Origin of the sequence: Laspinema olomoucense D3b, from assembly GCF_025370785.1 — a bacterium.
GTDB classification, from domain to species: Bacteria; Cyanobacteriota; Cyanobacteriia; order Cyanobacteriales; family Laspinemataceae; genus Laspinema; species Laspinema olomoucense.
This window is the reverse complement of sequence record NZ_JAMXFA010000003.1, coordinates 165530-184529: the sequence shown is the minus strand read 5'-3', so window position 1 is coordinate 184529 and position 19000 is coordinate 165530. Positions and strand designations below refer to the sequence as shown.

18 protein-coding genes are annotated in these 19000 nt (G+C 48.8%); 8 read left to right on the top strand and 10 right to left on the bottom strand.

The annotated features are described in order from the left end of the window. Positions 1-44 precede the first annotated feature (44 nt). Entirely contained in the window at positions 45-281 is a 237-nt protein-coding gene (locus NG792_RS03140) for an acetyltransferase (RefSeq protein WP_261201104.1), read from the bottom strand. Positions 282-715: 434 nt separating this feature from the next. Here NG792_RS03140 and NG792_RS03135 point away from each other — a divergent pair, with 434 nt between their 5' ends. After that, positions 716-1108, top strand: coding sequence for a DUF6464 family protein (locus NG792_RS03135; protein ID WP_261234473.1), 393 nt, complete (start codon positions 716-718; stop codon positions 1106-1108). A gap of 25 nt (positions 1109-1133) precedes the next feature. Here NG792_RS03135 and fmt read toward each other — a convergent pair whose 3' ends face one another. The 3 genes from fmt to NG792_RS03120 form a co-directional block, all read right to left on the bottom strand. Further along, on the bottom strand, positions 1134-2141 hold the full coding sequence (gene fmt / locus NG792_RS03130) for a methionyl-tRNA formyltransferase (RefSeq protein WP_261201102.1): 1008 nt from the start codon (positions 2139-2141) through the stop codon (positions 1134-1136). Between the two features lie 470 nt (positions 2142-2611). Continuing rightward, entirely contained in the window at positions 2612-4042 is a 1431-nt protein-coding gene (locus tag NG792_RS03125) for a DUF4335 domain-containing protein (RefSeq protein WP_261234472.1), read from the bottom strand. Next, a complete protein-coding gene (locus NG792_RS03120) occupies positions 4039-4647 on the bottom strand; it encodes a DUF3038 domain-containing protein (protein ID WP_317619489.1) in 609 nt (202 codons plus the stop codon). Before NG792_RS03120 ends, NG792_RS03125 begins: the two co-directional genes overlap by 4 nt. 532 nt (positions 4648-5179) lie before the next feature. On the opposite strand from NG792_RS03120, the gene NG792_RS03115 reads away from it, so the two are divergent. The 7 genes from NG792_RS03115 to NG792_RS03085 all read left to right on the top strand — a co-directional run bounded on the left by NG792_RS03115 (position 5180) and on the right by NG792_RS03085 (position 9495). Beyond that, the gene (locus NG792_RS03115; protein WP_261234469.1) at positions 5180-5692 is read left to right on the top strand and encodes an adenine phosphoribosyltransferase; all 513 of its coding nucleotides are present in this window, start codon (positions 5180-5182) and stop codon (positions 5690-5692) included. A 124-nt stretch (positions 5693-5816) separates the two neighbouring features. After that, positions 5817-6878, top strand: a complete 1062-nt coding sequence (locus NG792_RS03110) for an ABC transporter permease (RefSeq protein WP_261234467.1) — start codon at positions 5817-5819, stop codon at positions 6876-6878. A 144-nt stretch (positions 6879-7022) separates the two neighbouring features. Further along, a complete protein-coding gene (locus NG792_RS03105; protein ID WP_261201096.1) occupies positions 7023-7325 on the top strand; it encodes a hypothetical protein in 303 nt (100 codons plus the stop codon). Positions 7326-7371: 46 nt separating this feature from the next. Then, positions 7372-8148, top strand: a complete 777-nt coding sequence (locus tag NG792_RS03100) for an SAM-dependent methyltransferase (RefSeq protein ID WP_261234465.1) — start codon at positions 7372-7374, stop codon at positions 8146-8148. 100 nt (positions 8149-8248) lie between these two features. Beyond that, positions 8249-8593: a cupin domain-containing protein gene (locus NG792_RS03095; RefSeq protein WP_261234464.1), complete on the top strand. Its 345-nt coding sequence runs from the start codon at positions 8249-8251 to the stop codon at positions 8591-8593. Between the two features lie 112 nt (positions 8594-8705). After that, positions 8706-9011: a BMC domain-containing protein gene (locus NG792_RS03090; RefSeq protein WP_261201093.1), complete on the top strand. Its 306-nt coding sequence runs from the start codon at positions 8706-8708 to the stop codon at positions 9009-9011. Positions 9012-9132: 121 nt separating this feature from the next. After that, positions 9133-9495 (top strand): carbon dioxide-concentrating mechanism protein CcmK, encoded by a 363-nt coding sequence (locus tag NG792_RS03085; RefSeq protein WP_261201092.1) that lies wholly within the window; start codon positions 9133-9135, stop codon positions 9493-9495. A 129-nt stretch (positions 9496-9624) separates the two neighbouring features. On the opposite strand, the gene NG792_RS03080 is transcribed toward NG792_RS03085, so the two are convergent. The 6 genes from NG792_RS03080 to glyA form a co-directional block, all read right to left on the bottom strand. Next, positions 9625-9981 carry a circadian clock KaiB family protein gene (locus NG792_RS03080; RefSeq protein ID WP_261201091.1) on the bottom strand — a complete coding sequence of 119 codons (357 nt, stop codon included), beginning with the start codon at positions 9979-9981 and terminating at the stop codon, positions 9625-9627. Between the two features lie 236 nt (positions 9982-10217). Further along, a complete protein-coding gene (gene kaiC / locus NG792_RS03075) occupies positions 10218-11951 on the bottom strand; it encodes a circadian clock protein KaiC (protein ID WP_261201090.1) in 1734 nt (577 codons plus the stop codon). A gap of 184 nt (positions 11952-12135) precedes the next feature. Then, positions 12136-14331 (bottom strand): Tex family protein, encoded by a 2196-nt coding sequence (locus NG792_RS03070; RefSeq protein WP_261234463.1) that lies wholly within the window; start codon positions 14329-14331, stop codon positions 12136-12138. Between the two features lie 115 nt (positions 14332-14446). Continuing rightward, positions 14447-15040 (bottom strand): 3-isopropylmalate dehydratase small subunit, encoded by a 594-nt coding sequence (gene leuD / locus NG792_RS03065; protein ID WP_261201088.1) that lies wholly within the window; start codon positions 15038-15040, stop codon positions 14447-14449. A 271-nt stretch (positions 15041-15311) separates the two neighbouring features. Continuing rightward, on the bottom strand, positions 15312-16715 hold the full coding sequence (leuC, locus tag NG792_RS03060) for a 3-isopropylmalate dehydratase large subunit (protein ID WP_261201087.1): 1404 nt from the start codon (positions 16713-16715) through the stop codon (positions 15312-15314). Between the two features lie 734 nt (positions 16716-17449). Next, a complete protein-coding gene (glyA, locus tag NG792_RS03055) occupies positions 17450-18733 on the bottom strand; it encodes a serine hydroxymethyltransferase (RefSeq protein WP_261234462.1) in 1284 nt (427 codons plus the stop codon). Positions 18734-19000: the final 267 nt, after the last annotated feature.

The following is a 19000-nucleotide window of genomic DNA, read 5'->3' as shown; positions in this document are numbered from 1 at the left end:
CCCCAGTACCCCCCGTTCCTATAGCCTACAGGGTCGTTTTTGCTTTATCCTGCGGACGATGACGCCGCTGGCGCAGAAGCCCGATAGTTCGGATCGAGCCAGCAGGTGGGTAGGGTTTCCCCCGAGGGGAATTTCAAATCTTCTTTCGCAAAAGCCTCCACCTCTTGCATTTCTTCTCCCGCATGAGAGCGTCCCTCAACTTCAGTACAACTGGGGTCCGACAAATCCTCTGTTTTGACGATTTCAATCAAATTTCCCGTGGATTTTTGTTCTAAAAACATATCAATTTCTCCCGTTTAAGTCTGGCGAATTGTGATTTTTTATGCTTGGCTTTCGAGTGTTTCTGCAAGGCGCTGTGATGGCGCTGCTTTGTTTCTAGCTGCCGACTTGATGTTATAGATTGAGAAATTAAAAAATTTTGACAGCTTTTCTCGTTTAAATTATATCGAATTTTAGGGGGGTTAAACGGATTGGTGAAAATCTACAAAAAGGTGAAATTTAGGAAAACCCATAGGCGGTTCGGCGTGGAAGCGCACCGGATCAAGCCCGCTTGACAGGGGTTAACCTGAAAAGAGGGCGTTTCCGAACTGGGGGATAACCGGCGATCGCCCGGTGGAGTCTCAGGCGAATCAAAGCTAAAGGGATCTGGAGGAGTATCGGCATCCAGAGGCGGTGTAAGGTAACGTAAAAAGGTAAAGAACATCACAGAGGAATCATGGAACCCGATTCTTTACCCACAGAGGTGATATTGACCAAACCCTCGCAATCCTTGGGGAAAGTGCATTTAGATTGGAATCCGCAACCGGGTCACTATCTGGATCTGGAAGGAAAAACTTACGCAGTTCTAGAACGGCGCCATCGATATCAACTGAAATCCGGTCGTTATCGCTTGCAAAATATTGCTTTGTACGTTCAGTCAGCGCAGCGACCGATTGAAAAAAGCCTTGTAGAGGGTCGTTGGGTGATTGGAGAGGCCAGTTGCCGCTTCAACGCTAAATCCGAACTGATTCGCTGTGCCGTCAATCCAGAAGGACCCTGTGCAGGATGCCGCTTTTTTGAACCCTTAAGCGAATCCGAATTCCCAGAGACGCGATCGCTTCCTAGTTAGGCATCGATCGCGTGTCTATCCGCACTCAGGCATTGCCGTTACCCAACATTTCGCCCTTGAGTAAATGCATCCCATTTGCAAAATCCCAACCGGATTGAGCGCGTTTACCCGAAACCTGGACTTGTTGTAAGAGTAAAAAACCGTCTCCGGTTTGAATAATCGGCCCGATATGTTTGGCAATACTGACAATTTCACCGGGTTTTCCCTCTCCAGGAATTAGGGCAGGCCAATTATGTTCGAGAACGGTAAACGATGGGGGAAGATGTTCCCAGTAGCGATCGCCCACAGGTGCAGTGGCGATAATTTTGAGGTCCTCGCCGCGAAACTGAGCCATGCAGTTCGGAAAAAAGCCGCGAATTTGGTTATGGAGGGCGATCGCACTGCGGGACCAATCCAGCACATAATCCTCTTTCTGAATTAACGGTGCATAAGTCGAATCCGCGTCATTTTGGGGGACGGGTTGAATTTGCTGACGGCCTAACTTCACCAGCGTTTCCAGCAACAACTCAGCCCCTACTGTAGAGAGCGTACGAGCCAAGCGATCGGCATTGTCTAAAAGTTCGATCGGCACAGCAGCCTTGAGCAGCATCGGCCCGGTGTCCAATCCTGCCTCCATTTGCATCGTCGTGACGCCAGTTTCCGCGTCCCCATTGTACAGAGACCATTGAATCGGAGCCGCCCCTCGGTATTTAGGTAAGAGAGAGGCATGGACATTCACACAACCCAGGGCGGGCATATCCAAAATTTCCTGAGATAAAATCTGTCCATAAGCCACCACCACGAATAAATCTGCCTGAGTTTGTCTCAGAAAAGCCAGAGTCTCGGCATCTTTTTTGACTCGTTGGGGCTGCCAGACGGGGAGATTATGAGCTAAGGCTAAACTTTTGACCGGGGAGGGGTCCAAGTGGCTGCCGCGACTGCGACGTCTATCTGGCTGAGTCACCACAGCTAATACGTCAACCTCGGGAGTGGCTAACAGAATTTGCAAGGTGGGAACAGCAAAATGGGGAGTACCGAAGAAGACAACTTTCATGGTGCGTCAGCGCTCAGTGGTAGGTGGTTAAGGGGGGACTTATCAGAATTGAAGGCTTTGGAGTGGATTGCAACGGACTATTGCGAGTTAACAAATTACATTTAGCAGCGATCGCCCTCCCTTGGCAATTGGGAGTTGGCCCTTGCCCGAGTCCAGACTGACCCCACCCACCTAACAACCGGGGTTGTCTGCCGAAACTCGGGCTTGAAATCATCAGGTGGCGTTCCCTTTTATCTTCTATAGCTATAGATCTAGAAGCAGCCCAAGTCCTATCCCTGTCTGCTTCTGTTGGCGATAGGACTGACTCCGTAGCTGGATCACTCCGGGGAACCTGGGGGTAAAATTCCCGAGGGTATGGAAGGCTAGAACCCGTTCAGGTAAAGGTGTTAGGACCGGACTGAAGCGGCCTATCCGTGAGCGAGAATCCAGGAGGAGCAAGGAGGTGGGGCGAGGGTTGCCCCGGACCCCGCCTACCGAAAACCCTTCCAGGGGCTAACCTGCAAAATGCCACCGGCAGTAAAAACCACTCGGAATTCAGCCAAAGAGGAATCGCTGCCGGTGGTGTTGCGGACATAATCGGCGGAGGGTTGATGTAAATCCTGTAGGGGGGTTTGATTCAGAGCAGTCTTTGCCAGGGAATCCGTTGCTTCGTAGTCTACGATCGCCCCTTCTGAATTCACCCAAATCCGATAGATCAGGTCCCGTTCAAAGTCGGGATTTTGGGTCCAGGCTCGGTCCATCGTCTCGTAAATCTGCTGTTGTAACGATTCTAGGACGACCGGATCTTGAATATCCGCTACCGGAGTGACTTCCGGGACTTCGGAACCCTCGCTGACTTCGGATTGAGCGCTTGACCAAGGACTCACCTGGAGTAGGTTTGGGGGTTCAAACACCACTCTAAAGACAGCCACCTCTTCTGCCGTTGCCGTGCCCCCATCAACGGGGATGTAGACCAAATCTAACAGGGGGGTTTCATCTTGATAATCCTGTGCCGCTTGGTTTTCGGGTTTATATCCCAGAATCGCCCCATCAGTTCCTGCGGTGACTTGATAGACTAACTCCTGATTAAAAGTTGGAGTGGTTCTCCAGGCGCGATTAATCTGTTCATAAACCTGCCGTTCGAGACGCTGCAATTCACTGACATCAGTAATCTGGCGATTGCTCACCAGGGTTGTGCCGAAGGGGGCGGGACCTGGGTGGGAACCCGCAGGAGGGCTGCCTGGACCATTGCCACTGGCGATCGCTGCCGTTCCCTGGCGCGACTCCTCGGAGCTCTCTTCCGGGACGGGTTCGAGGGGACGTTGATATTCCGGAATCGGCATAAAGAAAAAGGCGAGGGCCGCGATCGCTAAACTCGACAGTCCTACGGTTGCCGGTAACGCTCGTTTGGCGACAGGTTCGTGAACCTTGGCTTCTTGTTTGCTCACAGAGCGTAAATTGCCGTGGATCTGGGGTAGAGTCTGGCTATCCGCGCAGAATTGATCCACCGCCTCCACTAAATCAAACAATTGCACCGAACTCAAATCAATCTCAATGGGAGCACTGTTGTAAGACTCCTGGGGGTGGACAATCAAGCGATGCAAATTGGGATTAATTTTTTGCAACTGTACCGGCGTTGATACCCCCTCTCGGCGTTCCACCGGAAGGGTATAGAACGAGAACCGCTTGACCCCACTCAAAAATTCTTGGGCGTAGTGGCTGACGGCATTCACTAAACTTTGAAAGAACTCCTGTCCCCCAGCAATGGGTTCCTTCCGGGGGGGTAAATAGCACTCAGCACTGACCAAAATCGACATCAGAGGTCTGGCTCCATCCTGGCGATCGCCCGAGGGATTGTCGTCGGTTAAACCCTCTAACACCAGCTTGCAAGTTGGCAAACTATATTGACGTTGAATACTCATTCAACCTCCCCATCAAACAAACTGAACCACAACCGTTGCATCCCTGCTGTTCCGGTACAAAATAATAATTCCCCCAGCAGTTCCATTGCCAGGTCATTTAACTTTTCATTGGTATTATAAATCGCCACCCCCGCACGGCGCGGATTCATCCGACTCCGGAAATGCGCCCGGAAGCGCTCTAGGTAATGAGATAATCGCAAATGATGCTCCAGGGGAATTTGTTTGTGTTGCAATTGCTGATAGTCCGTGAGTAACTGCCGAATCGTGACGGTCATCCTCCGCGCTAACTTACAAGCGATCGCCACCAACGCCTTGGCTTCCTCTAAACTCAGGGGGCGACGTTGACTATAGCGCCGCAGGGGATTTGTGCTTCGCAGCAGCCAGAGGAAGACCCGATTTTTAATGATATCTTGCAGTTGCTCTTCTTTGGCGATGGCTAAAATCGATTGAGCTGCATTCAGATCCAAGGCTTCGATCGCCAACAGCAGCAAGTCAATTTGCAACCGCGCGCGTCTGGGGCATCCCCGCCCGGAAAATCCCGGGGGTTCCGGCAGATGCTCTAAAATTATGGGAGTCGTCGTTTCGGGTGGATGGGTTGTTTGCATTACGCTTACCGGAGCATTCATTGTAATTCGCCTTGATCGATGACTGACTTGAGTGCAATTGACCGCAAGGTTTCTTTCTCTAACTTTGATTTTAGTATTGACCTAAAGAGTTGAGCTTTGATCTAGCGATCCAAACGATCCTGTTGCCTCACCTTTCTGGTAGGAGCAACCGCCACCAGGGAACGCCCAAATGTTTTATTCTACCAATCCCGCGCCTTCCCCCAAAAAAGATCCCGGGTTTTACCCGGTTTGGGGATAGATGTCCTTTGAAGAAAGGCGATCGCGATGATCAACCCCGGGCTGAGTCTCCCTGGGTAATGGTAGGATTTAAAGCGCGATCGCACCCTTGCCGGTTTTATTGTAGCCATCGCCCCTCTCGGCGATCGGTACAGTAGAGGGCAGACCCCCGGGTTTTGGTGCAAATTCTTTGCCCATTCGTAACCAATCGGGTCCAGACTCCCGGTTTCTTGTCCCCGGATTGAAGACGGAACTTACATCCTCGGCACTCTTTCATCTTCTAAACTTTACTTTTATGGATATAAAATCTCTGGTTCGTGACATTTCCGACTTTCCCAAACCGGGCATTCTGTTTCGGGATATTACCACCCTCCTGCGAGACCCCCACGGTTTACGGTATGCGGTGGATACCATGACGGAAAAATGTGCCCCTCTCCAACCGGATTGCATCGTCGGCATGGAGTCTCGCGGGTTTCTGTTTGGGGTCCCCCTCGCTTATCAACTCGGCATCGGCTTTATCCCCGTTCGCAAACCCGGTAAATTACCCGCCCCTTGTCACGAAATTGAGTATGAGTTGGAATACGGCAGCGATCGCCTTTCCATGCACCAGGACGCCATCCAACCCGGTGCTCGGGTCTTAATTGTAGATGACCTGATTGCCACCGGGGGAACTGCCGTTGCTACCGTCCAACTTTTAGAACTCGCCCAAGCTGAACTCGTGGGCTTTTGCTTTTTAATTGAATTGCAGAATTTGAAGGGACGACAAAGACTCCCCAATGTCCCCATTTTGACTTTAATAGAGTATTAGAACTTTCCCGGGCTTGCTTCCCCCAATGTCTCTCGCGCACTCCCTCACCGCCTGAAAACTCCAACCTTTACGGAATGAGCCACCCAACAATCCTAGAGGTTGTTACCCCATAAAAATAAAACCTATGGCTACTACTAAAAATCCCTCGGGTCACCATCGCCTAGACTCGGCCAAAGACAGCCTGACTAACGCCTTCAGCAGCGAAACCTTTTTATATGTGGTTAAGCGCTTATTACAGGCATTATTAACCCTATTACTAGCCTCGGCTCTGAGTTTTTCAATTATTCAACTTGCCCCAGGCGATTATTTAGATACCTGGCGGCAAAATCCCCAAATTGCTCCGGAAACCTTAGATGCTTTGACTGCCCGCTTCGGTCTCGATCGCCCTCCGGTTGAGCAGTATTTCCGCTGGCTGACCCAAATTATCACCCAAGGGGATTTTGGCTATAGTTTCAAATATCTTCGCCCAGTAACCGAATTATTATGGGAACGGATTCCCAATACCCTGCTCTTGTCCTTTTCTTCCTTAATCCTGACTTGGGCGATCGCCATTCCTCTAGGGATTATCAGTGCAGTTCAACAAAATACCACCCTGGACAAATTCTTACGCACCCTCAGTTACATGGGACAAGGGTTTCCCAGCTTCATTACTGCCTTGTTATTCCTATTTTTAGCCCAAAGACTTTCTCCCCTTTTTCCCGTTGGAGGCATGACCAGTATTTATTACAATGAACTCACCCCCTTCGGCAAAGTTGTTGATATTGCTTGGCACATGATTTTACCTACCCTGGCCCTTTCAATTACCAGTTTTGCCGGGTTGCAACGGATTACCCGGGGGGAGCTATTAGATGTTCTTCGTCAAGACTACATTCAAACAGCTCGTGCTAAAGGATTGCCGGAAAATCGCGTCATCTACGTTCATGCCCTCAGAAATGCTATCAATCCTTTAATCACAATTTTAGGCTTTGAATTTGCGAGTTTACTCAGTGGGGCATTTATTGCGGAATTCTTCTTTAACTGGCCCGGTTTGGGACGGTTGATTTTAGATGCAGTCAGAAGTCAAGATATTTATCTAGTCATGGTCAGTTTGATGATGGGGGCAGTCATGTTAATTCTCGGCAACTTATTAGCGGACTTGCTCCTAAAATCCATTGATCCGCGCATTAAGTTGGCTAATCTCAAATAAACGCAAATGCCCTCACCCTAAATCCCTCTCGCCCTGGAAGAGGGACTTCTAGCTCCCCTTCTCCCAAAATGGGAGAAGGGGTTGGGGGATGAGGGTCCGGATGCACCCGTTTTATCCCATTTACTCCCAATACTTTAGATAATTATGTACTCGCAAATTCATTATTTAATTCGATCCAAAATTGACGGTAGCTATATAGCAGCCCATCCCGATCGCGGAAATAACCCCGACAAACCAGCAGATTCAGGATATTTGCTGCTGTTTCGTGAAAACTTTGATGCCTTAACCTATATGAATAAATATGCCCCGGACCTCAAGGACCGAGTGGCGATCGAATCCCTACCGGGTTCTCAGCTCGGTGCTATACTGAATCGGTGGGGGTTTATAGGAGTAGGTCTGGTTCAAGACCCCCTACTACCCCAGGTAGAATTTTTAACAAAAAGTTAAGGGATTTCCACCCCTTTTTGGCATCAAAAATCAGGAAGTTAATATCATGACAACAGTCCCTTTAAATTTTAAAACAGCCCCAGGACATCAAATTTTAGCCGCTGCGGGAAAAACGGTTCTCCGACCCGGAGGACGTGCGGCAACTGAGCAATTATTGGACTGGGCTAATTTTCAAGGGGGAGAAACGGTGTTAGAGTTAGCCTCCAGTTTCGGGGAGAGTGCGATCGCCATTGCTCAACGGTTTGGAGTGCGGGTAGTTGGGGTAGAAAAAAATCCCCAAAGTGTTGAGCGATCGCGCCAAAATATTCGCGCTGCTGGATTGGAATCTCAAATCGAAATCATCGAAGGGGATATTTTTCATTTAGAGGAAATCCCGGGAGAATTTGATTATGTCCTAGCCGAAGCAATTTTAACCCTGCAATCCCTCCCGGGGAAAACCAAATTGGTCAAATCTATTCGCCAGAAACTCAAACCGGGCGGCAAATTTCTCTCCCAAGAAATGCTGATTCGGGACAAAGAAGAAGAAATTCATAAAGTCTTAGCTCAAGTGATTCGAGTCAATTCCTCTCCCCTTTCCCTCACCCATTGGCAAGAGCTTTATGCAGAAGCCGGGTTACAAGTGCAGCAAACCGACAGCGGAGGGATGGAATTATTAAGCCTTAAACAACTGATTCGCGATGAAGGATTGGGGGGAACCATCCGCATTGCCAAAAATATTTTAAGCAATCCGCCCTTACGAGAACGGGTGTTAGAAATGCGCCGCACCTATCTCAACTATCAAAAGGAATTAGGATACGTCACTTTTTGTGCGATCGCGCAATAAAGATTTAGGGAACCGCCCAAGTTCAGGGATTGCTTGATAAAATGTAGGGACAGTCCCTTGAATTCAAGGGGCGGTAACAATAATAGGAGTAAAGATAACCATGACTGCGATCGCCCCTAATAACGCCTCGTTTACAACCCAATTAAAAACCCTGATTGAATATCCCACAGCCGGGGTTTTGAGCAAAGTAGTCTTGCAAGATAAAGCCTGTCAATATACCCTATTTTGCCTAGCTGCCCATACCGATATTTCTGAGCATACCGCCCCGCGCAATGCCACAGTAAATGTGATTGAAGGGCGAGGCATCCTTACCTTAGAGGGGAAAGAAATCATCCTAGAACCCGGTGTATTTGTATTCATGCCCGGTAGCGCCCCTCATGCTTTAAAAGCCGAAGAAAATTTAGCCTTTTTGCTGACTTTTTCTGAAAATCCCAAAGCCAGCTAAAACCCTCGGCTTAATTCTCCCATCGGGCGATCGGCACTTAAGAGGCAAAAACGGGCTAAAAACCCCCTACAATTAAGGGATACCTTTTATCGTTCGAGGAGACAGAGCGAGAATGCCTGCTGCTGTTGGAGTAATTCAAACATTAGGGTTTCCGGCTGTGCTTGCCGCTGCTGATGCGATGGTTAAAGCCGCCCGAGTCACCCTCGTGCATTATGATTTAGCGGAAAGAGCCGAGTTTATGGTGGTGATTCGCGGACCTGTTTCTGAGGTGGAAACGGCAATGGCGGCAGGAATTGCAGCCGGAGAGAATACCCCTGGGGGTGTCGTCGTTACCCATTATATTATTGCCAATCCCACCGAAAATGTGGTCGATGTCATGTCGATCGCCTACACCGATGCAGTGGAACAGTGGCGATGATTCCTACCCCTACCCAGGACCCCAGAATTATAAAATAATCCGCATCTGAAGACTAAATGTGTCAACAAGCTGCGTAAAATTGGGTTTGGGAGTTTTACCGTTTTGATTGAGGAAATAGAGGATGCCATCACAGCAAGCAGTTGGAGCACTTGAAACCAAGGGGTTTCCCGGAATTTTAGCAGCAGCAGACGCGATGGTGAAAGCAGGTCGCGTCACCTTAGTGGGATATATTAGAGCGGGTAGCGCCCGGTTCACCGTGATGATTCGGGGGGATGTCTCGGAAGTCAAAACGGCAATGGCGGCTGGAATCGATGCCGTAGAGCATACATTTGGGGCGACCTTAGAAACGTGGGTGATTATTCCGCGTCCCCATGAAAACGTGGCATCCGTGCTACCGATCGACTATTCCGATAGTGTGGAAGAATACCGGCAAGCAACAGAAGGGATGAGACTCCCTCGGGGAAATGGTGCACCGCCGCTCTAAGCACCGATGAGGGAGGAGTCCCCAGAATTGGGGCGCACACCATCGTGCGCTCCTTCTCTTGCGGCTGCTGAACAACAGGAGTACAGTGAAGCATCAAACCCCCTTTAACTCTCCATCATTATGCCCCGGTTAATTGGAGCGATAATAGTTAATATCTAACCCGAGCAGAACCTTTTCCGTATTAGCCAGATCCCCTATAAACCTCTGTAGCGGTGGTGGTAGTTTCTTGACTAAGGTCGGAATGGCAATAATTTGTTCTTGTTCCATCAGTTCGGGCTGTTCATAAATATCAATAACTTCTAATTCATATCGGCCTTGTAAATATTCTTCACAAATATTTTTAATTTTGTTGAAAGCCCGATTAGAGTTAGGCGTATTTCCGGCAATAAATAAACGGAGTAAATATTTTTCCTCCTGGGGTCGGGACAAAAACTCTTCAAATACATCGACCTCGGGTTTAGAGATTTTTTCCGGATTGTTTTCCATGTTCTTTTCCTTAAATGAGTCACTGATATCATGGGCTACTCCTAAAAGAGAAATAGCAGAGGTTTAAACATTGATACGAATTCTTGGGAACCCGGGGAAGAGGGCCCCTGGGCCCTTCCAGACTTTGCAGGGGAATACTCGAATGGGAGGCTGTAGCCCAGTTTGTACGAGGGATAATCTATGGTGACGCCCACTAATGGCAGGGGGAATCGCTCTTTCACCCCTCCGGGAATAATTCAGAGTCGCTCTAGGTCACTATTCTCATCAAAACGCCTCATTTGTCCCATTTTTATTTCAGTTTGTTGGTGAATTTTTTCCTCCAACTCTTCTTTATGGATCATCCGTTCTATTTCAGCTTTTTCTAATTCAAAATCTGCTCTCAAGGCCTGGATTTTGGCTTCAATCACTGCCCGTTTCTGTTCGATGTTTCGTTGTTTTGTTTCAATTTCTTTTTGTCGCAGTAATGTGTCTGCTTGTTCACGAGATTCCTGGACCGCGCGCGCGGAACCCGTGAGGACGCCTCCAGGTCCAAGATAGGCTTTGATTAATTCTACCCCAGATGAACTCAGCCGAAATTCCCGGACTTGATTGGAGTGTTCCATGCCGCGCGATTTGAGCAGGTAAAGTAATCGATTGCGTTCGCCGTTGGTTTCCATATCCCGCAGCATCAGCCAGGTATCCATTAATGAAGAAACCCCTATATCTGTGCGTTCTAAGGATGTACTGCTGCTGATGGTGAGGCTAGTCATCAAACTGGTGATAATGTGGGTTTTCAGAAAGTCGATCAGGCGCATTAAAAAGGATTTGACCTCAATATCATTCCCCACATAATGTAGGTTAGAAATGGGATCGACAATCACCACCTGGGGTTTTAAGGTTTCGATCGCATGATAGAATTTGACCAGGTGCATTTCTAATCCGTACAGGGTCGGTCGGACGGATTGGAAGACGAGCAGACCATCTTGAACATAACTTTCTAAGTCTAACCCAATCGATCGCATATTCCGAATAATTTGGTTAGGAGATTCCTCAAAAGCAATGTACAAACATCGTTCTCCCCGGCTACAAGTTGCTTGGGCAAAATGTGCCGCAACTGTGCTTTTTCCCGTACCGGCGGTGCCACTAATTAAAACACTACTACCCCGATAAAATCCCTGGCCTCCCAACATGGCATCAAGGCGATCAATTCCCGTTGAAATTCGTTCCGTAGACACTTGATGATTGAGTCCGATGGAGGTAATGGGAACCACAGAAATTCCGTCTTTTTCAATTAAAAAGGGGTACTCATTACTACCATGTTTAGACCCGCGATATTTGACAATATGTAAAGTCCGGGTGGCAATGCGATCGCTAACTTGCTGTTGCAGACGGATGACACAATCGGAAACATATTCCTCTAATCCTTGACGGGTGAGGGAATGTTCTCCACTTTCGGCGGTAACAATCGCCGTCACCCCTTTATCTTTCAGCCAGCGAAACAACCGCCGCAGTTCGGACCGGACGATCGCCTCGTTGTCCAATCCTCCAAAGAGCACTTCTAAGGTATCCAAAGCAACGCGCTTGGCTTGGACTCGATCAATGGCGATCGCCAGTCGCAGAAATAATCCTTCTAAATTGTATTCTCCAGTTTCTTGAAACTCGCTGCGATCGATATGCACATAATCAATCCCTAATTTTTTTTGGTCTTGTAATGCTTTAACATCCCACCCCAGAGAGATAACATTTTGTCTTAATTCTTCCACGGTCTCTTCAAAGGACAGAAACACACCCGGTTCATCATAGTCCTCAACCCCCTTGATTAAAAACTGCATTGCCATCAAGGTTTTTCCACAACCGGCTGTCCCACAAACTAACGTCGGTCTTCCCTGGGGTAATCCACCCCCGGTTATTTCATCCAAACCTCGAATACCGGAGGGACATTTTGTTAACTCCTGGGGTTCATTGTTTCCCTTAAAATTTTGTTGAATCATGATTTTACAAATGTATTTTTGAAAGATTGGACAAGGATTACACTCTAATTATTATATCCCGCCCGTGGTTCTATCTCGGTCTGTATGAACCCGGATAACCACAGCAAGTCGTTACTCCCAACGGGGGAATTTAGTCCTTTCCCCAGTTGGTAGTAACGACTTGCTGTGGTTGCTTTCGCGCTGTTTAACGAGGTCTGCGGTTGACTCCGCTGCTGGGATTCGGTCTTTCCTGCTGCGATCGCATGGTTAGACTAATCCGCTTCAACTTTTCATCTACCGAAAGGACACGCACTTTGACCACTTGTCCCACCTTCACCACTTGATTCGGATTATCCACAAAGCGATCGGCGAGTTGGGAAATATGCACCAATCCATCTTGATGCACCCCAATATCCACAAACGCGCCAAAGTTGGCAACATTGGTTACCACACCTTCGAGTTCCATTCCCGGTTGCAAATCCGTCAGTTCATTCACTCCCTCTTTAAAAGTTGCGGATTTAAACTGAGCACGGGGGTCTCGTCCCGGTTTTTCTAACTCGGCAATAATATCCCGTAAGGTGGGAATTCCTACCAAATCGGTGACATATTTATCCAATTTCACCGATTTTAATTGGTCCGATGCTTTGGCAATGTCGGTTAAGGGGACGTTTAAATCGGCAGCGATCGCCTTCACCACCGGATAACTCTCCGGATGCACTGCCGTATTATCTAACGGATTCTCTCCGCCGCGAATTCGCAAAAATCCCGCCGCCTGTTCATAAGTTTTTGGTCCTAATTTTGCCACTTTGAGGAGTTGACGGCGATTTTTAAACGCCCCATTTTCATTGCGATAGGCGACAATATTTTTAGCAATGGTTGGAGTTAATCCTGAAACAAAAGTCAGTAATTCCTTAGAGGCAGTATTTAAGTCTACGCCAACATAGTTAACGCAACTTTCTACCGTTTCTTCTAATTTTTTCCGCAATAACTTTTGGTCAACATCATGTTGATATTGACCCACCCCAATAGATTTGGGGTCAATTTTAACCAATTCCGCCAACGGGTCTTGCAACCGTCTCCCAATACTAATTGCACCCCGGACCGTTAAATCTAAATCGGGAAACTCCTCTCGCGCCACATCACTGGCAGAATAGATTGAAGCACCAGATTCATTCACCATCACCTTAATGGGTGGAGGAGTACAGGTTTTAATTACCTCTCCAATAAAAGCATCGGTTTCTCGTCCGGCGGTGCCATTACCAATGGCAATCAATTCGATTTGATATTTAGCAATGAGGGTTTTAATGGTTTTTGCAGCTTCTGGGCGTTGCCTATCCCCGGTGTGGGGGAAAATGGTGTGATATTCTAAAAACTGCCCAGTGCCATCGAGAACCGTGACTTTGCATCCGGTTCTAAATCCCGGGTCAATGGCGATCGTCGGTTTCATCCCCGCCGGTGCAGAGAGTAATAATTCCCGTAAATTAGATTCAAAGGTGCTAATGGAAGCGAGATCTGCTTCTAGTTTTTTGAGCGATCGCACCTCAGTTGTCAGAGAATTCTTCATCAATCGATTAAAAGCATCTTTTATCATCTCCCGATAAAAGCTTCTAATCTCTGGAACCTTAGTTTTAATCTCCTGCGACTCTAAATATCCTAACACCTGAGACTCATCAAAATCAAAATCCAGGGTGAGAATCTCTTCCTTTTCTCCCCGAAACAAAGCTAACAGGTTATGGGGCGCAATCTCCTTGACTTTGGCCTGATAATCCCGATACATTTCATATTTGGTACTCCCTTCGGGATGTTCATCCTTAATTTTAGAAACAAAGCGCCCATCCTGTAAGAAATAATCCCGTAAATAAGCCCGCGATTCGGCCCGTTCCGAGACTGCTTCTGCTAAAATATCCGAAGCGCCTTGTAACGCTTCTTCCACCGTGGCAATGCCTTGTTCTGGGGAGAGATATTTGGCGGCTTCTGCTGCTAAACTAGCCGTTGCTTTACTCAAATTGAGGGCCGCAATCCACTCCGCTAACGGTTCTAAACCTTTTTCGCGGGCAACGGTGGCGCGAGTCCGACGCTTGGCGCGATAGGGAAGATAGAGGTCTTCGAGTTCCGTTTTTTGCTGACAGGATTCGATTTTGAGCCTAAGTTCGTCCGTGAGTTTTCCCGCCTGGGAAATGGCTTCTAAAATTACTTTTTTTCGGTCTTCAAGTTCCGTAATATAAGCAAAACGTTCCGCAATATCGCGTAACTGAACCTCGTCTAATGACCCTGTGCGTTCTTTCCGATATCGGGCAATAAACGGAATCGTTGCTCCTTCCTGTAACAATTCTAAGGCATTTTCGACTTGCCCCAGATTAACGGAGAGTTCTTGACTGATAAGATGGGGAATATTAAGCATGGCTTGTATTATCGAGTAAGGGTTTCAATCCCTACCTAATCGCTAAACTCGCTAAAGACATTAAAGCCTGGAGGGGGTAGGTTACCCCCTGTTCCAAATTCAAAGGTTTTGATTGCTATTTCCAGGCGAGATAGGGCAATTGAGCAGCCGTGGTGCGGATGGCATCGCGATTACCGACCAATTGTCCGCAGGTATCCCAGGTGCCCGTGGTTAGCATTTGGTGGGGACCTGCTGCCATATTAACCGATGCCTTAAATCCTTGGAAATGCACCTGTCTCGCCTCTAAATCTAAGGCCATTTCCAGGTTAGGATTACCGGCGATCGCCTCTTGCAACGTTCGGACTGTGGCAGGGTCAGCGGTGACACAGGGAACCCCCATCGCCACACAATTGCCAAAGAAAATCTCAGCAAAACTTTCGCCAATAATGCCATTAATTCCCCAACGGGCGATCGCCTGGGGTGCGTGTTCCCGACTGGAACCACAGCCAAAATTAGCATTAACTACCAACAATTTTGCCCCTTGATATTGAGGTTGGTCAAAGGGATGAGTGCCATTAGATTGGGCGCGATCGTCCTTAAAAACTTGTTCTCCTAATCCATCAAACGTCACACAGCGCAAAAACCGTGCCGGAATAATGCGATCGGTATCAATATCATTCCCCACCAGCGGAATTCCCCGGCCCTCAATGATTTTTACTTCACTACTCATCGATATTTTTCTCCTTAATTTGCTGTGGATCGCCACATCCGCTGGGGGTTCATGCCGGATCCGGGTTTGATAGTCTATAAAAACCCGCACCCTCAAGGGTGGGGCTATAGGGACAAAGCCTGCCTGCGCAGGCTACTCTATAAAAACGACTTTTGATACCCGGATTTGGGATCAAACCCCCAGCTAATCAATAGCTGAAGTCGGTTAAACCCGACTAGCATAATTTCGCGGTTTCTCCGATGAGGGTAGTAACGACTTAAGTCGTTATCCCTTACAATAAATCCCGAACATCAGAAACCACCCCATTAATAGCAGCAGCAACAACCATTGCCGGACTCATTAATAGAGTGCGACCTTCCGAAGACCCTTGACGACCTTTAAAATTCCGATTAGAAGAAGAGGCACTAATTTGACTGCCTTGCAACTTATCGGGATTCATCGCCAAACACATAGAACAGCCCGATTCACGCCATTCAAAGCCCGCTTCTAGGAAAACTTTATCCAATCCTTCCGCTTCGGCTTGCTTTTTCACATCCTCAGACCCGGGGACAATAAAGGCTTTAATTCCCGGTGCAACTTGACGACCTTTGGCGAATTTTGCTGCTTCTCTTAGGTCACTAATTCGCCCATTGGTGCAGCTTCCCACAAAGCAAACATCTACTTTAGTTCCCGCAATGCGATCGCCTGGATTTAGCTTCATATACCGATACGCTTCTTGCGCGATCGCGCGATCGCTGTCCGATAATTCCTCCGGTTTTGGAATCGTTTCATTGATGCCAATTCCTTGTCCCGGTGTAATTCCCCAAGTCACCGTCGGCGCAATCTCTGCCGCATCAAAGACCACCACCTCATCATATTCGGCATCCGCATCGCTACGGATACTCGTCCACCACTCCACCGCCTGATCCCAATCTTCCCCTTTCGGTGCAAATTCTCTACCTTTGAGATAGTCAAACGTGACCTGATCCGGATTAATATATCCACATCTGGCCCCGCCTTCAATGGCCATATTACAAACGGTCATCCGTTCTTCCATCGACATTTGCTCAAAGGTGGTTCCGGCATATTCGTAGGCATATCCCACGCCGCCATTCACCCCTAATTTACGAATCAGGTGTAGGACGACATCTTTAGCATAAACCCCCGGATTGAGAGTGCCATTGACTTCAATTTTCCGAACTTTAAGCTTAGATAAAGCTAAAGTTTGGGAAGCGAGGACATCGCGCACTTGACTGGTACCAATCCCAAAGGCGATCGCCCCAAATGCGCCGTGAGTTGAGGTGTGCGAATCCCCACAGGCGATCGTCATTCCCGGTTGGGTGAGTCCCTGTTCCGGTGCAATCACATGGACAATTCCCTGCCGTCCTGAACCCACATTATAAAAGCGAATATTATGCGCCTTACAATTGTCCTCTAACGCAACAATCATCTCTTCTGCCAGGACATCGGCAAAGGGACGCGCTTGATTTTCAGTTGGTACAATATGGTCTACCGTTGCCACAGTCCGTTCTGGAAACAACACTTTCAGTTCCCGTTCGCGCAACATGGCGAATGCTTGGGGACTGGTAACTTCGTGGATGAGGTGCAGTCCAATAAACAACTGGGTTTGTCCGGAGGTTAGAGTACCGACGGTATGTAAATTCCAAACTTTATCGAACAGTGTCCCCTTACTCATAACTTGATCGGGCTTCGTTGATGGGTGCAATCTTTTATCTTAGAGCGAATCGGCGGCAAGGTGGGGGAATTTGCTGGTTTTATTAAAGATTGGGGGATTTGTCATTTGTCATTGGTCATTTGTCATTATTCTGAAGTCCACCTCCGGTCCCCTCCCTTGTATCTTGGGGAGGGCTGTTTCATTCTAAAATTTTTTTGCCCGCGTAAGCTTTACAGCACAAGGGTTTTCGGCTTTATTTCCTAAGTTTGAACTAAGGACCACCCCGCCCCTGCGGGGCACCCCTCCACAGGAGGGGAATTCCACCCCGTCCCTGCGGGGCACTCCTCCACAGGAGGGGAATTCCACCCCGCCCCGAAGGTGCACCCCTCCACAGGAGGGGAATTCCACCCCGCCCCGAAGGTGCACCCCTCCACAGGAGGGGAATAAGCCTGGATCCCCTGGCAGATAAAGCGATTGAACAATCCCCAAATTAATTGGGCCCTTGAGAATCAAACAGCCCTACTCCACCAGAAAGGAATAAGCCCCAAAATTCCCCTCCTGTGGAGGGGTGCCCCGCAGGGGCGGGGTGGTCAATGTCTCGCGAGTGAGCAGGTATTTATCTATGCGCCCTACTCAGGAGAATGAAACAGCCCTCCCCTGTGTCTTGGGGAGGGTTAGGGTGGGGTCCTCTTGAGATGGCAAAGCCAAGTCACGCGGCAACGACAGCAAGTCGTTACTACAAACTGAGCTATGCTCTACGCTAAGGCAGGAACGGGAATAGTCAAGTGGGGATAGAGGGGGAAGCGATCGCACAGACTTGCCACCCGTTGGCGACAGTCGGCTGCTACCGACTCATCCTCGGGGTTTAAGAGGCGATCGCTGATGATGTTGGCAATCTCAGTAAATTCCGGGGTTCCCATGCCGCGTGTGGTCATGGCAGGGGACCCTAAGCGCAATCCACTGGTGACAAAAGGCGATTGCGGATCAAAGGGAACGGTGTTTTTGTTCGCGGTGATATGCACTTCGCTCACCAGTTTATCGGCTAGTTTACCCGTCATATCAACCGATCGCAGGTCCACCAGCATCAAATGATTATCCGTCCCATCGCTCACCAGTTTCAGTCCTCGCCTTTGCAATTGCGCCGCCATTGCCTGCGCATTGGCAATTACTTGGCCCGAATAGGCTTTAAACTCAGGTTTGAGGGCCTCTCCAAAGGCGACGGCTTTTCCGGCGATGACGTGCTCTAAGGGTCCGCCTTGAGTACCGGGGAAGACGGCTTTATCGAATTTTTTGCCCAATTCCTCGTCGTTGGTGAGGATTAACCCACCCCGAGGACCGCGTAGGGTTTTGTGGGTGGTGGTGGTGACAACGTGGCAGTGGGAGAGGGGATTGGGATGATGTCCCGTGGCGACTAATCCGGCGATGTGGGCAATATCCGCCATGAGATAGGCCCCTACTTCATAGGCGATCGCCCGGAATTTCTCAAAATCAATGATTCTGGGATAGGCAGAATAGCCGCAAATAATCATCTTCGGCTGATGTTGCTTCGCCAAGTCGCGAATTTGGTCATAATCGAGGCGTTCGGTTTCGCGACTGACGCCGTAATGTTCGACTTTAAACCATTTGCCGGAGACGTTCACGGGAGACCCGTGGGTTAAATGTCCCCCATGAGAGAGGTCCATCCCCATGATGGTATCTCCCGGTTGCAGCAGGGCCAGGAAGACGGCAAAATTCGCCTGTGCGCCGGAATGGGGTTGCACGTTGGCATGGGCGGCCCCAAAGAGCTGTTTGGCGCGATCGATGGCGAGTTGTTCAATTTTATCGACAAATTCGCACCCGCCATAATAACGCTTACCGGGCAATCCTTCGGCGTATTTGTTGGTGAGTACGGAACCTTGGGCAGCTAATACCGCTGCGGAGGTAAAGTTTTCGCTGGCAATCAGTTCGATGCCATCCCGTTGGCGCTGTAATTCTTGCTGGATGTAACCTGTAAGCTCTGGATCGGTGGTTGCTAGGAAGTCTAAGTTGGTCTGAGTCACGGCTGAACCTCTATCGAAGAAAACAAAACTATCACAAATCTTGGGGAACTGGCTAGATCAACTGGGCTGTGTTTGATGCGAGTGTCCAGAAGCCAAAATCACACAGGGCCACCGGGGGGCGATCGGGAAAATTCCCGGATTTGAGACTATTGATTATAGTACAATTTTCAGCCTGCCTGAAACTGATACCAAATCCGGTTGTTTTAACAAAACCCGCAGGCTGTTCGCGTAGCGTTCCGTAAGGAAAGCCCGGAGGCATACGGACAA